The sequence below is a fragment of the Vibrio sp. THAF190c genome (genome assembly GCF_009363355.1).
In the GTDB taxonomy this organism is placed as follows: domain Bacteria; phylum Pseudomonadota; class Gammaproteobacteria; order Enterobacterales; family Vibrionaceae; genus Vibrio; species Vibrio fortis_A.
On sequence record NZ_CP045340.1, the window covers coordinates 135,834 to 151,909 of the forward strand.

15 protein-coding genes are annotated in these 16,076 nt (G+C 45.0%); 6 read left to right on the top strand and 9 right to left on the bottom strand.

Annotated features, from left to right (window positions below; all coding sequences use genetic code 11):
- The first annotated feature begins 105 nt into the window (after positions 1 to 105).
- Positions 106 to 1,479 carry a melibiose:sodium transporter MelB gene (gene melB, locus FIV04_RS23255; RefSeq protein ID WP_152470805.1) on the top strand — a complete coding sequence of 458 codons (1,374 nt, stop codon included), beginning with the start codon at positions 106 to 108 and terminating at the stop codon, positions 1,477 to 1,479.
- 81 nt (positions 1,480 to 1,560) lie between these two features.
- Here the strand turns inward: melB and FIV04_RS23260 are convergent, their stop codons facing one another.
- Positions 1,561 to 1,923, bottom strand: coding sequence for a helix-turn-helix domain-containing protein (locus FIV04_RS23260; protein WP_152470806.1), 363 nt, complete (start codon positions 1,921 to 1,923; stop codon positions 1,561 to 1,563).
- Between the two features lie 239 nt (positions 1,924 to 2,162).
- On the opposite strand from FIV04_RS23260, the gene FIV04_RS23265 reads away from it, so the two are divergent.
- From FIV04_RS23265 to FIV04_RS23275, 3 genes are all read left to right on the top strand, one after another.
- Positions 2,163 to 2,690, top strand: coding sequence for an EthD domain-containing protein (locus FIV04_RS23265; protein ID WP_152470807.1), 528 nt, complete (start codon positions 2,163 to 2,165; stop codon positions 2,688 to 2,690).
- Between the two features lie 538 nt (positions 2,691 to 3,228).
- Positions 3,229 to 4,560 (top strand): cytochrome ubiquinol oxidase subunit I, encoded by a 1,332-nt coding sequence (locus FIV04_RS23270; protein ID WP_152470808.1) that lies wholly within the window; start codon positions 3,229 to 3,231, stop codon positions 4,558 to 4,560.
- Positions 4,561 to 4,562: 2 nt separating this feature from the next.
- The gene (locus FIV04_RS23275) at positions 4,563 to 5,555 is read left to right on the top strand and encodes a cytochrome d ubiquinol oxidase subunit II (RefSeq protein ID WP_152470809.1); all 993 of its coding nucleotides are present in this window, start codon (positions 4,563 to 4,565) and stop codon (positions 5,553 to 5,555) included.
- A 74-nt stretch (positions 5,556 to 5,629) separates the two neighbouring features.
- Here the strand turns inward: FIV04_RS23275 and mnhG are convergent, their stop codons facing one another.
- From mnhG to FIV04_RS23315, 8 genes are all read right to left on the bottom strand, one after another.
- Positions 5,630 to 5,929, bottom strand: a complete 300-nt coding sequence (mnhG, locus tag FIV04_RS23280; protein WP_041053216.1) for a monovalent cation/H(+) antiporter subunit G — start codon at positions 5,927 to 5,929, stop codon at positions 5,630 to 5,632.
- On the bottom strand, positions 5,929 to 6,189 hold the full coding sequence (locus FIV04_RS23285) for a cation:proton antiporter (RefSeq protein ID WP_009699163.1): 261 nt from the start codon (positions 6,187 to 6,189) through the stop codon (positions 5,929 to 5,931). Before FIV04_RS23285 ends, mnhG begins: the two co-directional genes overlap by 1 nt.
- A gap of 28 nt (positions 6,190 to 6,217) precedes the next feature.
- Positions 6,218 to 6,694: a Na+/H+ antiporter subunit E gene (locus tag FIV04_RS23290; protein WP_038896553.1), complete on the bottom strand. Its 477-nt coding sequence runs from the start codon at positions 6,692 to 6,694 to the stop codon at positions 6,218 to 6,220.
- The gene (locus FIV04_RS23295) at positions 6,691 to 8,244 is read right to left on the bottom strand and encodes a proton-conducting transporter membrane subunit (protein ID WP_152470810.1); all 1,554 of its coding nucleotides are present in this window, start codon (positions 8,242 to 8,244) and stop codon (positions 6,691 to 6,693) included. The genes FIV04_RS23290 and FIV04_RS23295 overlap by 4 nt, the downstream gene beginning before the upstream one ends.
- Positions 8,241 to 8,594, bottom strand: a complete 354-nt coding sequence (locus FIV04_RS23300; protein WP_152470811.1) for a Na+/H+ antiporter subunit C — start codon at positions 8,592 to 8,594, stop codon at positions 8,241 to 8,243. The genes FIV04_RS23295 and FIV04_RS23300 overlap by 4 nt, the downstream gene beginning before the upstream one ends.
- Complete coding sequence (gene mbhE, locus FIV04_RS23305) at positions 8,594 to 11,209, bottom strand: hydrogen gas-evolving membrane-bound hydrogenase subunit E (protein WP_152471132.1); 2,616 nt, start codon at positions 11,207 to 11,209, stop codon at positions 8,594 to 8,596. The genes FIV04_RS23300 and mbhE overlap by 1 nt, the downstream gene beginning before the upstream one ends.
- A gap of 97 nt (positions 11,210 to 11,306) precedes the next feature.
- Positions 11,307 to 11,498, bottom strand: a complete 192-nt coding sequence (locus FIV04_RS23310) for a hypothetical protein (protein WP_152470812.1) — start codon at positions 11,496 to 11,498, stop codon at positions 11,307 to 11,309.
- A gap of 82 nt (positions 11,499 to 11,580) precedes the next feature.
- On the bottom strand, positions 11,581 to 12,516 hold the full coding sequence (locus tag FIV04_RS23315; RefSeq protein ID WP_152470813.1) for a universal stress protein: 936 nt from the start codon (positions 12,514 to 12,516) through the stop codon (positions 11,581 to 11,583).
- A gap of 440 nt (positions 12,517 to 12,956) precedes the next feature.
- Between FIV04_RS23315 and FIV04_RS23320 the strand changes: the two genes are divergently transcribed.
- The gene (locus FIV04_RS23320; protein WP_152470814.1) at positions 12,957 to 13,796 is read left to right on the top strand and encodes a class I SAM-dependent methyltransferase; all 840 of its coding nucleotides are present in this window, start codon (positions 12,957 to 12,959) and stop codon (positions 13,794 to 13,796) included.
- Positions 13,797 to 14,287: 491 nt separating this feature from the next.
- Complete coding sequence (locus tag FIV04_RS23325; protein ID WP_152470815.1) at positions 14,288 to 15,985, top strand: sensor domain-containing diguanylate cyclase; 1,698 nt, start codon at positions 14,288 to 14,290, stop codon at positions 15,983 to 15,985.
- The last annotated feature ends 91 nt before the right edge of the window (positions 15,986 to 16,076 follow it).

Sequence of the window (16,076 nt, forward strand, 5' to 3'; positions counted from 1 at the left end):
TGGCTGGTGAGTGAGTAGCATTACCCTCGAAATATAAATAAAAGACGTCGACGCTCTCCATTCTAGTTAGGAGAATGAAAAGCAGTACGACACTAAGGAACTAAAATGTCTGATAAAATTACGCTACAAACCAAGCTGTCCTACGGCCTCGGAGCACTCGGTAAAGATTTCGCCTGTGCACCTATCTATATCTTCTTAATGTTTTACTTTACGGATGTCGCAGGTCTCTCTGCAGCCTTCGTAGGTACCATCTTTTTAGCTGCGCGTATCATTGATGCGGTGACCGATCCAATGATGGGCGTCATCGTTGATAACACTCGCTCAAAATTCGGTAAATTCCGCCCTTGGATTGTGATTGGTACAATGCTGAACGCGATTGTGTTGGTCGGTCTTTTCAGTACGCACATGTTTGAAGGCACGACTCTATACATCTACGCAGCAGCGGCGTACATCCTATGGGGTCTTACCTACACCATTATGGACATCCCTTACTGGTCAATGATTCCGGCACTGTCTAGTGAGCGTCAAGAGCGTGAAAAGTTGGTTGTGTGGCCACGTCTTTTTGCAAGCCTTGCATGGTTTATCACGGGTACTTATGGCCTGCATATCGTGGGTGAACTTGGTAACGGTAACCAAGGTGACGGCTTCTTCAATGTTGCTATGTTGATCGCGGTTCTGTTCGTGATGAGCGCATTCTTGATTGCTCGTAACGTGAAAGAAAAAGCAGCACCAGCAAACGCAAAACCTGCAGAAAAATTCAGCTTTAAAGATGTGCTTACTATCATCGGTAAGAACGATCAGCTTAAAGCATTGATTGGTACTGTTCTGTCATTCCAAATTGCTAACTTACTTGTTGGTGGCTTCGCGATTTATTACTTCTCTTATGCACTTGGCAACGCAGAACTATTCCCAGTTTACATGGCGGTTGCGGGCGCAGCAGAGGTAGCGGGTGTGTTCTTGTTCCCACGTATTGCGGCATTCCTACCGCGTAAGCTTCTATGGCCTATCGCTTGTGGTTTCCCAATTATATCTTGTGTACTTCTACTATTGATGGGCTTCATCGCTCCAGCTAACGCGCTAATGATTGGTATGGCAGGCGCTGCAATCAAGTTCGGTGTGGGTATTGCGAACGCACTGCAAACAGTAATGCTTGCAGACGTAGTGGATTATGGTGAACACAAAACTGGCCGCCGCAGCGAGAGCGTTATCTTCTCTGTACAAACAATGCTTGTGAAATTCGCTGGTGCAGCGGGTGGCTTCATTGTTGGTGTTGGCTTATCTGTTGTGGGTTATGTGCCAAACGTAGAACAATCAGCAAGCACCATTATGGGACTAGAATTCATGATGATCGGCCTACCGGCAATCATGATGACCATCAGTGGCCTTATTTACCAACGTTACTACCGTCTACATGAAGGCTTCAACAAAGATGAAGCAGAGCCAGTAGAGCAGGGCGAACGAGTGACAGCAGAAGCATAGTCTCTCTAATCTATTAAGTTTAAGTAGAGGGCATAAACCTCAAACCATAGAAACCAGCCTATAGTGATGTAGGCTGGTTTTTTATATATCAGAGTGCAATTGTTCTTCATGCTTCTTGCTCCAATCACAAAGCATATCCATGATCGGTCTCAGCTCCTCGGCGATATAGGTACTTGTATATTCAACCCTTGGTGGAACCTCAGCATAAATTTTACGCTCAACTAAGTGATTGGATTCCAGTTCACGCAGCTGCTGGGTCAACATCTTCTGAGTAATCTTAGGAATACGCTTTCTTAGCTCACCAAATCGCAGCGTATTGTCTCTTAGGTGATACAAGATGATCACCTTCCATTTCCCACCAATTACGTCCATGGCGTTAGTTACTGGGCAATCTTCGTTTTCAGTGCAAACTTTATTTTCGTTTAAGTCTTTGTTTTTAGTCATTAGTTACCTGCTGTATATCAAGTTTACAAACGGTGCGTACTTGAACTCAATATATCAAAACTCTATGGTATATAAAAGATACCAAAGGATAAAAGTAACCCTTAGTGTCATTTTGTTTTAAGGCGTGATTAAAGATCATGTCCACATAAACCCATACTCACGGGCCCGCCAACAGTGCATAGCAAGTGGTATGGGTTATGGAATTTATTCGACTGCATCGAAAATGGAGAACATAAACGATGATTAAAGCATTACCCAACTTCAACAAGAGCCTAACCCTTTTCAGCCTAATATTTGTGGCTCTGCTCTTACCATCAATCAGCATGGCTGGTGGTGTAGCTTCTCAATCAGGGACGCCGCAAAAGCCTTCGGTTGAAGAGGGAGCTGCAAAGCCAATGGTTAAAATCAGTTACCTAATGAGCCGAAAGTCTGGCATGACTCGCCAACAGTTTTTGGATTACTGGTCAAATCAACATCCAGCAGCGGGTGGTGAAGGATCTTTTGAAGCGCTTGGTGTAAAACGCTACATTCAAACTCATACTCTAGATATCCCTGAGCGTGAAGCGGTAGTAAGTGTACGCACGGGTCTGCTGCCTGAGTTTGACGGCGTTGCGGAACTTTGGATTGAACAAGAGTACCTTGAGAAAGAGTGGCCATCTCAAAAGGTTCAGGATTACATTAAAAAGTTTTATGCCGATGAACTGAATTTTGTAGATTGGTCTCGCTCAACTATTTTGGTATCGAAAGAACTGGTTTACATGCCTTAGGTGTAACTGAATTCTAATCAAGCCAGATGTGATATGTACGCATACCGCTATGGCATCTGGCTTGTTTGCTCGCACTCTGCCTATTTTAAAATCTCAACTGTCCGTTGGTCGAAAAATAATTTATCTTTCAGCAGATTTAGGTTGTTCACTTAGACCACGATTGTTTGGAAGCAAACCTTAACTGTTTCTAGACTGTGTGAATGATGGGTGGAATCTCAAAGCGAATACCCTTATTAGAAGTATTGATTCTGTAATTTTATTTCATAATTATCGAATCGATTATAAGGATAATTCGAACTAATCTTTACTCTCTCTGACTTAGTTACATTTACTTTCTTTTGCTCACTTATTGAGACTATTCGCGATATTTTGAGACAATTTTCTACACTCCTTCCTTTTCTTTAGTTGATATAAATCATGGCTGGAAGAAATCAGATCCACCTGTATTTCTCGATACATGATCCAAACTGCCTGATTTTTCGTAATTAAATTACAAATAAACACGATTTTTATCACGGCACGTTTTTGAGGAACCAAGATGTTAGATACCCTCATGCTGTCGCGGATCCAGTTCGCGGCCAATATCAGCTTTCATATTCTCTTCCCGACCATCACCATCGCGTTGGCGTGGATGTTGGTGTTTTTCAAGTGGAGATATAACCGCACACAAGCCCCCGTATGGCTCGATGTTTATTACTTCTGGGTCAAGATATTCGCTCTCACTTTCGCCTTAGGTGTGGTATCCGGCATTACGATGAGTTTCCAGTTTGGTACTAACTGGCCAGGCTTTATGGAGCGAGTCGGGAACGTAGCAGGACCATTGCTCGGATACGAAGTGATGACCGCCTTCTTTATGGAAGCCACCTTCCTTGGTGTGATGCTTTTTGGACGAGGACGAGTACCGGAATGGGTTCATACTCTCGCCACCGTTCTGGTTGCTGTTGGGACAAGTATGTCCGCATTTTGGATTCTGGTGCTTAACAGTTGGATGCATACACCAAGCGGCTATGAAGTGATTGACGGAATTGTGCATGTAACCAGTTGGAAGGAAGTTATTTTCAATCCTTCTTTACCTTACCGTCTTCTGCACACGCTATTAGCATCGGCGCTGACTGCCAGCTTCTTGATTGCGGGTATCTCGGCTTATCAAATAATGAAAAAGCCAGATCACCGCTCAGCCAAACTTGGCCTAAAAGTCGCGCTGTTCGCGGCGGCTGGATTCATCCCAGTACAAATCTTTGTCGGTGACCTTCACGGGTTAAACACGCTTGAACATCAACCTGCAAAAATTGCAGCAATGGAAGGCGTGTGGGAGACCGAGCAAGGCGCGCCTCTTCTTCTGTTTGCGATGCCAAATGAAGAAACTCGCAGCAATGATTTTGAAGTGGGCATCCCTAAGTTGGCGAGTTTGATTCTTACTCATGAGCTAGATGGCGAGATTCAAGGACTCAATGAGTTTGCGCCTGACCACCCGCCAGTGAAGCCCTTGTTCTTTGGTTTCCGTGTGATGGTTGGTGTGGGTGTCCTTATGCTGCTGGTTAGCTGGTATGGCGCGGTGAAGCTAGCACGTAAAAAAGCGCTCCCTAAACCTTACCTATACACAGTATTAGCCATGACGTTCTCTGGTTGGATAGCCACACTGGCGGGTTGGTATGTTACTGAGATTGGTCGACAACCTTGGTTGGTCAGCGGTGTATTGCGTACATCAGAAGCCGTCACCACGGTTGCGAGCAGTAGTGTGATGACTTCGCTCATTATGTACTTAGCCATTTACGCTGCATTACTGGTTGCGTACATCCATACCCTGTTCTATTTGGCGCGCAAAGACGTTGCTGCCCATGAAGTCCCACTGACACAACAAGAGGCCTAATCATGCTCGACTATCTACCAGAAATTTATCTTCTGCTGCTTGGCTTCTCGGTCTTTATGTATGCCGTGCTCGACGGCTACGACCTTGGTGTCGGTATCCTATTGCCAAGTGATAATGAAGCGCAACGTGACCGAATGATAGCGTCTATCGGCCCTTTCTGGGACGCGAATGAAACGTGGTTGGTGTTAGCCGTCGGTATTCTGCTGATTGCCTTTCCTACCGCTCATAGCTTGATTTTGACGGAGCTTTATATGCCGACCGCCATCATGCTTATCGCACTGATCATGCGAGGCGTAGCGTTCGACTTTCGCGCCAAAGCGAACTCGGATCATAAACCTCATTGGGATTGGTGCTTCAGAATTGGCTCGTTAGTCACCGCGCTAACCCAAGGTTACATGGTGGGCCGTTACATCATGGGATTTGAGCAATCAACCGAAGCATTTGGCTTTGCATGGTTAAGCGCACTTTGTGTAACGGCGGCGTATGTTTACATCGGTGGCGCATGGTTGGTACTGAAAACGGAAGGTGATTTGCAAATACGCTCGGCGCGTTGGTCTCGCCGTGCTGGTTGGTTAGCGGCTCTGGGTATCTTAGTAGTGAGTGTTGTAAACCCAATTGTAAATCAACAAGTTGCCATGCGTTGGTTCAGTTTCCCAGAAGTCTTGTTGCTTGCCCCAGTTCCGTTAATTGTGTTGGCGACCATCTTCCTCGTTGATCGCTATTTGCGTCAGGTTCCAATGGTGAATGATCTGGGTGTGCGCTGGCCTTTCTTTGGTGTCACCGTCATTTTCGCCTTGAGCTTTCTTGGTCTTGCGTACAGCTTCTTCCCAGAAGTTGTGCCGAGATTAATGACCGCACAAGAAGCCGCCTCCTCACCTGCGACCTTAATGATTGTGGGCTACGGTGTGATGATTGTTATGCCTATGATTTTGCTTTACACCTTTATGGTGTATCGAATCTTCAAAGGCAAAGCGACCGAACTTAGCTACAAGTAGATAAGACAATTACCTACATAGAAACGCCGCTGATTTAGCGGCGTTTTTGTTTCTACCTACAAGTCACATAAGCCCTATTTCTTGTTGTTTCGCCAGATTTTATAACCACTTTCCTGCGTCGCCTTACCCAGCAAGTGTGCCGCTACCGGGGCGGTGATAAAGATAAACAACATTGTGCCAATCACTCTAGAAATCACCGTGATATCCGGTATCGCTATCGCCACTGCCAATAACAGCGAAGCTAAGCCCACTGTGCCGGCTTTGGTTGCGGCGTGCATTCGCGTGTAAAGATCAGGCATTCGTAAGATTCCAAGGCTCGCGATGAGCGTAAACAAGGTTCCGAGACAGAGTAAAATCCCTACGATAATGTCCATTACACCTCTCCTTTTCTTTTGAAGATCAGCCTTGCAAACGCAATCGTCCCTAGGAAAGCCACTAGACCGAGCGTGATAGCAATATCCAATAAGGATTGTTGCCCACTATCTAAGGTATAAACGGCAATAAAGCCCACTGTTACAAATGAAATCAGATCAAGCGCTATCACTCTATCGGCCAAGGTTGGACCAAGAACCAAACGAATGAATGCCATCACAACACTGAGCAACAAACCAATATAAGCGAACGTGATGCTCATCTGTAACCAACTACCTACCTGTAATCCATCAGCCACGCGTCACCTCCAAAATCCGTTTTTCTAAACCGTCTTTGATCTCTCGAATAACCTTTTCGTGCTCGGGTGCAAACATTGCGTGCACAACCATGTGCTTCTTATCTGGCGTGACATCTAAGCTCAAGCTCCCCGGAGTAAGTGAAACCATGTTGGCGAGCAAGGAGATTTCTAAATCTGACTCGACATCTAGCGGCACATAAACAATATCAGGGTCACTCAAATGGGTTGGCGTGACCACATCCCAGACGACTCTGGCAACCGATATCACCATCTCGTAACAGAAGAAAAGAAACAGGCCGACCAAAGCGCGGAAACGTCGGAAGTAACTGGTTTTCAACCCAAACGGTTGACTGAGTCGCAATGCCAAAAAGCCAACAACAAAACCAAGAATGAAGTTCGTGCCTGTATAGTTGCCGTTCAGCAACATCCAAGCCAGAGCGAGAAACAAATTCAAAAACAGATAAATCATTGGCTCCCTCCCGATGCATTCAATGCCACGCGTTCAGCTATTTCGCTGTCAGTTATTGCACTCTCTCCAAGAACTGCTTTTACGTAAGCTTGAGGTTCAATCAACTGCTCTGCGGCGAGTTCTGCAAATTGGTAAAAAGGCTCAGCGGCCAAACCAATAATCAGACTTAACGTGGTCAACGTGGCTATTGGCGCGCAATACAATCCTTTTGTGTACTTGTTTATTGGCTGAGCTTTTAGCGTTTGCTGAGGCTTTTTCCAAAACACCTCGTTCCAGATCTTGGTCATCGAGAACACCGTTAACAGACCCACTAACAGCGCGGCTCCAGCAAGCCAATACAACTCGGTTTGCAAGCTAGATTTGATGACAAGGAACTTGCCCCAGAAGCCCGACAAAGGTGGAAACCCCGCTAAAGAGAAGGCAGGAATGAGAAACAAGAATGCGAGCCAAGGCATGGCTTTGTAGACGCCGCCTAATTGCCCCAGATTACCCGAGCCATATTTACGCTCGATAAAGCCGCCAATCAGGAATAAATTTGCTTTCACTATGATGTGGTGCACGATATAGAAAATCGCGCCCGCAATGGCAAGCGGCGTGTAGACCGCCAATCCCATGATCATGTAACCAATCTGGCTGATGATATGGAAAGAGAGAATCTTTTTAATGTCGTACTGGCTCGCTGCCCCCAATACGCCAGTTAACATCGTAAGCCCTGCCACCCACATCAAAGTCGGCTGCCAACCGCTTTCTGATAGCGGGAAAATCAAGGTGAACACACGGATTAATGCGTACACCCCAACCTTGGTCAGCAACGCTGCAAACAGTGCGACAACCGCGCTCGGCAACGTATGGTAAGAAGCAGGTAGCCAAGCAAAAACGGGAAACAATGCCGCTTTAATTGCAAACGCGAATAGGAACAGTACCGCGAGCAAGGTTTTGGTGTCTGACGGAATCAGTGCGGCTTTGGCGTGTAAATCCGCGAGGTTCAAAGTCCCTGTTGCACCGTAGAGTAAGCCAATCGCGAGCAAGAAGACCAAGGTCGAAATCAGATTGAGCATCACGTACTTCACTGCTCCATCCACTTGTTGCTTTGATCCATCTAAGATCATCAAGCCAAACGATGCTATCAACATCACCTCGAACCACACGTAGAGGTTGAAAATGTCGCCAGTAAGAAACGCGCCATACACGCCGGCCAACAAGACATGCATTAGCGCATGAAACGTGCCGTAAGGCGCCTTTTCTTGCAGATCGCCCATGGCGTAGAACACGCTCACTACACCAATAATGGCCGTCACCATCACCATAGCAACGGCAAGATAATCCGCCACAAAAACAATGCCAAATGGCGCCGCCCATTGACCGAATGCCACTGCTTGTGGACCGCCGTTGATGACATCGTGCGTCAACAATGCTGCAATCACCAAGGTTGCCAATGCACTTGTGCCACTTATCGCATCCACCAGCGCTTTGTTACGCTTCGCGCAGAAGATGGCGACTGCGGTAAGAAGTGAAACAACTACGGGTAACGTCAACCAAATCGTTGTCATTCATCCTCCTCAGAACGTCGCATCTCATCCACATCTGCCGAGCCCGCTTCGGAATATGCGCGGTAAAACAGCATTAATGCGAACACCAACAAGCCAAAGCCAATCACAATGGCAGTCAGAATTAAGGCTTGAGGAAGCGGGTTTGCCGCACCTTCTGGTGGCAACACTGAATTCGCCTCAATCAATGGCGGTAGTCCAGGAGTTAAACGTCCGGCAGTGAAAATCGCGATGTTCACCGCACTGCTCAACAAGATCAAACCGAATAGCAAGCGCAAGATGTGTCGTTCAAGCATGAGATAGACACCAGCAGTGACAAACACACCGACCACGAGACTCCATAGTATTTCCATCAGTCCAACTCCTCATTCACACGCAGCAACATCCCCATGACACCACCAATAATGGCGAGGTAGATGCCGACATCGAATATTAGCGGTGTGCCAAGTGGCAGAATGTCTTTCCACCACAAACCCGTTAAGAACGGCAAATTGAAGGCAAAGCTCATTAGGCCAGCCACAAAGCTTAAGAAGATGCCAAACAGAGCAATGCTAAATGGTGCGTAATATAAGCGGTCACGCACATACTTTGGCGATTCCGCAAACATCAGTAGCGCAAAACCAATCACAGCGATCAGCGCGCCAATAAAACCGCCACCCGGCTCGTTGTGACCTCGTAATAAAAGATAAAGTGAGAACACCAACATCAGTGCTGCAACGATGTGTGCGGTAGTCGCAAAGATAAGGGAACGGATGCGGTTGCGTTTGTGATAGTGCGTTTTCAACAAGCTAACCGCGGCGATACCCGCCATCACGACCACAATCACCTCGCCTAACGTATCGAAGGCTCGGAAATCGACCAAAATCACGTTGACGATGTTGCGTCCATGCCCACCGGGAACGCTATTCTCTGCGAAGAAATCAGCCAAAGTAGAATCTAAAGGTTGTGCGGTGATGTTTATCAACAACGCAGTCACCGACATACCAATCACACCCGCTATCGCCCCATGCAGTAATCTTCGACGAACAGAATGTTGCGGCACCGTCAATAAACCTGGGATGTGGCGTATCAAGAGCACCACAAATACAACCATCAAGGTTTCCACCAACAATAAGGTTTTCGCGACATCTGGTGCGCTGTAAAGCATAAAGACTAAGGTGGTCATAAAACCCACCACACCAAGGGCAGAGACCGCCAGCAAACGAGACGTGGTAAAGATGCAGACTAAGGCAGCCCCAATGAGCAGCAGTGCAACGCTGATTTCGTAGAAACTAATGTCTGCTAATGCAGCAAAGCGAGCTTGTGGGATCACTAACGGGCTAATCAACAGCAATCCAGCCAACACGATAAAGAACAACAACACATAATGGCTTAAGCGCTTTTGCTGCAATAACTGCGTTTGCCATTTCGCCAAACGCATCATGCCTGCCATGATTTTGTCGAAAACGGATTCTGCTGTTGGCAACACGGGCATCTTTCGTTGCCATCCCACCAACAACCGTGGGTAGACTCGATACAAAACAAAGCCGAGTAACAAGGTTAATGCGCTAAGCGCCAACGGCAGATTCACGCCCTGCCACAGCTTGGCTGCCTCTGGTGCGGAGTCGGGTAAGCTCGACAAAACACCCGGAACAACCACATTGTTGTTGATCCACCCTAAGCCAAATAACGGCGCAAGCACACTGGCTATGGCAAGCAGCATTGGTGGCATCCATAACCCTTTATTGGCTTCCACTTTCTCGGCTGGTGTTGGGTTACCTTCATACGTCGCGAAGAAAGGTTTAACGATCAGTGCCAGCGCCAAAGCAACCATAGTGACGTTAACCAAAAGGAATATCGTAGTTAGGGTGATACTCACTTCCAGACCGGATTTGTACATGTACTCTTTACTTAAGAAGCCGAGTAGCGGTGGTACACCTGATTTAGACAAGGCAGCAAGGATTGCGGCTGTGACACTGAGTATTAGTACTGCTTTCAAACCATGAAGCATGCGAATATCACGCGTTCCTGTCGCTTTATCGATATTACCCACCACCATAAACAGCGCTGCTTTGTAGAACGAGTGCGCCAAGATAAACAACAGCGCGGCCATCATCGCTAGCTCAGTCCCCATGCCTATCAATAGCACCAATTTACCCAAGGCGACGTTGGTGCTGTATGCCAGCATTAGCTTCAGATCGGTTTGCTTTAGGGCCAGCAGCGCGCACCATATCGCGGTAAAACCGCCAAAAATACCGAGCGTGTAAAACCAAATCTCGCTGTGTGAATAGATAGGTGATACACGGGCAAGCAAGTACACCCCGGCCTTCACCATGGTGGCAGAATGAAGATAGGCACTCACTGGCGTTGGCGCTGCCATGGCATTGGGTAACCAGAAGTGGAATGGAAACTGCGCCGATTTAGTAAACGCACCGAGTAAGATCAGAATCAACGAAGGCAAAAACCATTCATGTTGTGCAATCAGCTCACTTTGCGCGACGATGGTACTTATCTCATAGCTGCCAGCCATTTCACCCAGCAGTATCAGACCTGCTAATAACGCTAAGCCACCAGCGCCAGTGACAATGAGAGATTGCAATGCGTTCTTGCGGGATTTGTCTTTCTCATGATTAAAGCCAATCAAAAGATACGATGTGATGGTGGTGAGTTCCCAAAACACAAAAAGGAGCAGGATATTGTCGCTCGTGACAACTCCGAGCATGGCTAACATGAACAGTGTTAAATACAGGTGGAAAGAGAATCGAGACGAATGCCCCTTGAGGTAAGCCAGTGCGTAAATCTGGATAAGCGCACCGATGCCGCTGATCAAACATGCAAATAGGAAAGACAAACCATCCAACTTGAAGCTCAGGTTAACATCTAAACCCGGAACCCAAGCCGCTTGCCAACTTACGCCTCCCGGGTCATACCAACTAATGAGTGAGAAGAGAATGACCATCGGCAGCACAGGGAAGATCGCTAGAATCATCGAACGATCTTTTGAGCCCTGTGTTTGATTATTTCCTAATACACTATTCAATATCGCCATCCATTTCGATACAAACTGATAAGGTTAATGGTTCAAATTACTTACTATCTTGCGAGACGTAAGAGTGCACGTCGCTACAGGCATTCACGTCGTTTAGTTGGTACGCAGGCATTTCATGAGTAAGACTCAGAGTGTCATATGAGCAATCTCCGATTTCATTTCTTGGGCATACATGAATGTTTGAGCGTTCAATCATTTCAGTTCGGCAATTCGGACACAGTTTTTTCATACCATCCTCCATTGGAAGTTGTCAGTTTTAGGTAGCGCTGTTTGTCTTGGTGCTTCTCCTCATAATGTTTGTGGACGGATATTTACTTGATTGGGGATACAAAACCCTCTGGCTTTAACGCCACTAAAGAGCAATTGATGGATTGGAGAACGTTCTCGGCAGTGTTACCGATTACAAAACCAGAAATACCGGTTCTAGCTAAGGTACCCATGACCAGAACATCAATTTCGATCTCATCAACACACTCTGGAATCTTGTCGTCTGGTTTACCGTGCAGGTGATGAATTACAGTTTCACCAGAAATTCCTGACTCTTCGATTAAGCGTTGCAATGCCTGTATGTGTTTGGTCTTTGCAAGGGATACTTCACTTGCTAGTTGTGTTTCTTCAACTTGAATCCAGACATTGCCGTCGAGATAGTTCTCTAAGTAGTGTTCCCAGCAAGAGATAATGTGTAATCGGCTGTCGCAGGTGTCTGCAATCGAGCGTGACAGCTCCAATAAACGACGTGAAAGCGCTTGTTGTTCGGGGCTCGTGGTCATTGGGTCTACAGCCACGGCAATGCGTCGTTTATCTCTAGGTTTAGAAATAGGGCGGTGAAGCCATACTGGGCAAGGGCACTTACGCAATAGCGTCATGTCTATCGCTTTAAAACCTTCAGCCCCTTCACTGAGTGGTTCCGCTTCTTTGATGATCAGGTCATTGTGATGGGTTAACGCTTCTTGAATGATACAAACTGCCGGTTGTTCACTGCTGTGTACTCGCAGTGGAAAGGGCACCTGTTCTTCAGAGATTTCGAATTGTTCACGTAATGCTTTGACACTCTGCTGCAGCGAATCATGCAAAGACTGTTCGTAGCTTTGTTGGTATTGAATCAGATCGGTAGGAAAGTCCGGGCAGGCTATTAGACCTGAAACCGGAACGCGATTGTTAGCCGCGATTTTTATCGCTTGGCCCAGTGCATCGCTATGCCCTGGTAGTCCTTGCGTGGCAAAAAGTATGTTCTCGAATCGTCTCATACACACCTCCTTGATTGATTAAATTCTAACCATTTAGAGGTAGTCCGTACTAGCACGTAATTGTAACCAGTCATTAGGTGAATGATATTTGTTCTCACTCAGTTATTTACATAGTAAATATCAATAAAAGTGAGTCGAAATTAATGTTCTCTGATGACGATATGTAACAAATTGCGTCAATATTTCTTATAGTTTGGAGTGCAAAATAGGTATGAAAGGGTGTTCGAGTTAGTGGTTCTCGACTTTATTGAGCTGGTGGTTAAGTGAATTGACAGGGTTTAGAACTTGGCATAATCTTCGCCCGATTTTCCCTTTCTTTAAGGAGGCACTTGTAATGATTTTTAATGAAACAACTATTTTCTTAACGCGTCCTCTCCGCATTCTTAGATAATGCGGTTTGTTGTGAGGACGATAATTAATTCATTGTCGGAATTACAAAAATGTTTAAAAAAATTGATAGCGCAACCACTAAACCCGCTGTTTGGTCTGAATATACCGCAGACGTTCTGTGGACTGATGAACACATAGCAAAGCAGATGCTGGCTTTTCATCTAAACCCAGACTTAAGCCTCGCTTCTAGAACAGCCGCTTTTATTGATGATTCAGTTACATGGTTGACTTCAGAGTTTGATCTAAACGAAACCTCAAAAGTCATTGATTTCGGTTGTGGGCCAGGGCTTTACACGCATCGATTGAAAGCAAAAGGTATTGGTACGGTTGTTGGCTTGGATTTCTCAAAGAACTCCTTAAACCATGCAATCGAGCAGTCAGAGCAAGCCAACCTAGCTATCGAGTACCATTATGGCAATTACCTTGAATATAGTGATTCAAGAAAGTTCGATTTAATAACTTTAGTGATGTGCGATTTGTGTGCTTTGAACCCACAACAACGTTCACAGCTATACACAAAATTTAAATCACTGCTTGCTCAAAGTGGCTCGATTGCACTTGATGTTTACACTGCCACAAGGTTTGCTGAACAAGGCGAATCTTTGAGTCTTGAAAAGAACGCCATGCACGGTTTTTGGAGTGAGCGCGATTACTGGTGTATTCAGTCTTCATTCAAATACGAAAATGAAAAAGTAACGCTAGATAAATATGTGATATCTCAAGAAGACAAAGAGTGGACAGTTCTCAATTGGCTTCAACACTTTACACTTGAAGACCTAAACAAAGAACTCGATGCTCACGGCTTAGAGATCAAAAGAGCATACAGTGACCTAAAAGGCTCGCCACTCGTTGATGGTGATGAAATGGCCGTGGTTATTGGTCACAAGTAGCTAATGTTTAGTTTAAAGGGGCGCTGAGCCCCTTTTTTGTAACTGTATGATAATAAAGAGAGCAACCTTAGCGTAACTCGGTTATTTTTAATGTTTGAACAACCACAATAAGCAATAGGATGATTCCGTCTCCTGAATATCTTTGAAAAAGATTTATTCGGCAGATAGTTATATTTTGATACCCAAATTACTTACTTAATTACTTTTGGCGTGCTACATCATGACTTTACCAAACACTAGTATACTACCTTAATTATTATTCAAGCTGTTTCATTTGAGAGTATAAAAGCACTATTCTGTAATTTATTTTGTGTTGTATGTTATTTAGTCAAGTTTGACTCTAACTATCTGTATTTACGATATGTTATATAAAATGAATTCTATATAATCCCATCTATTTATTAGATTAGGCGATGGTGAAAGGCGAGTTTATTTTGACACGGCCTATTAGTTATAATTATATTGATACTTTTCGTTAACAAAATCAGGCTATGTTTAACTCGAAATTAGTCAATAGATTGGACTGCTCTCTCTTAGAACAACTTGGTTACTTGGTGGCGGTTTATGACCAACAATGGCGCTCTGTCTATTCTTGCGAAAAGATGGCTGATCTTTTGGCTATCAATGTTGCAGATTCGAGTAATCGAAGCTTGAATGATTTTGTTGACTCGCAGGATTGGCTAGTATTGAAGGAGTCTGCGACGCTAAATGATGGTGAAGCTCATGATGTTAAACTCCCTCTTTTGGACATAAAACTCAGGATTCGAAGTACCACTAAAGAGTTATCAAATAATACCTTCTACATTTTTAGCTCAGAGATACTTACGATTGATAGCGTTACTAAGAAGTTACCTGAGATTAATGAGAGCGTTATTTTAGATGTAGATAAGCATTTAAAGCTAGGTTACTGGCGATACGCGATCAATAATAACAGCCTGTTGTGGTCGGAAGGTATATATCAAATACATGGATTATCACCCGATAATTTCACTCCAACATTAGACAGCGCTCTATCTTTTTATCATGAAGACGACCTACCGATAATTAAAAGTTTGGTTAATGATGCCATTGCTAAGAAAAAATCTTGGCATGCTGTCACGTTACGAATTGTTACTCCAGACGGTGGTGTCCGTTGGGTATTATCGAGTGGTTGTTTCTACCAACTGGCTGATAATAAAGATAGTTTTATCTGTGGTGTATTTGAAGATGTCACAGAGCAGCAAAGAGTTAGTAGTGAACACAACTTTTTAGTGACGGCTTTAAAAGAAACCTCCGTTGGTATGGTTGTCGCTGATCATGACAAGAATGTTATTTGGGTAAACAAATCATTTGAACGAATCACAGGCTACAGTCTGATTGAAGTGGCTGGCAATAAGCTCGGCAATATACTTCAAGGAGAGGGTACAGATCCCGAAGTAGTGGAGGAGATCAGCGAGTTTCTACAAAAAGGCATGGCGATTAAAACTCGAATTAAGAATTACCATAAGAGTGGTCGCTCCTACTGGAACGAGTTATCCATTACTCCCATCACCAAAGGTTCCAAAGTTGACTACTATTTCGCCGTCCAAAATGATGTGACGAATGAAGTTAACGCTAAGTTAGAGCTACAAAACCTTAACCACGATTTAGAGGCGCAAGTTGAAGCGCGAACGATAGAGTTAAAGATCATCAATCAAAAGTTGAGCGAACAAGCGAATATTGATCCATTGACTGGTCTTTTAAACCGACGCCCTCTAAATGGCTACATTGCCGAGGCGCAAATCGCATTAAATGATGGAAACCAACCACTGTCATATATCCTGATAGATATCGATGACTTTAAGAATCTCAATGACAAATTTGGCCATTCGGTTGGTGATCTCGCATTAGAGAAAGTTGCTGAAGCTTTAATTGAGAATAGTCGTAAAGAAGATAAGGTCTTTCGTCTCGGTGGTGAAGAGTTTCTAGTGTTAATGAAAGCTGCCAATACGAGTGTCGCTCTTACAGTTTCCGAGCGAATGAGGCTGGCGATTGCGTCAACACCTATCTTTGTTGGAGATGACCTAATTAACATCACCGCGAGCTTTGGTGTATTGACGGATGGACGAGGGTTATCGGTCGAAGAAAGCCTAAGGTTGGCAGACAAGTGTCTATATCAAGCAAAAGCGAGCGGAAAAAACAGAGTAGTGAGTGAGGTTAGGAATCCATAAAGTTAATCATTCCCGAACTCCCTACAACACTGCGCTTTTTTATACGGGGACGTTACAACCTTTTTGCTCCAATACAACCGAGGTGAAAGGA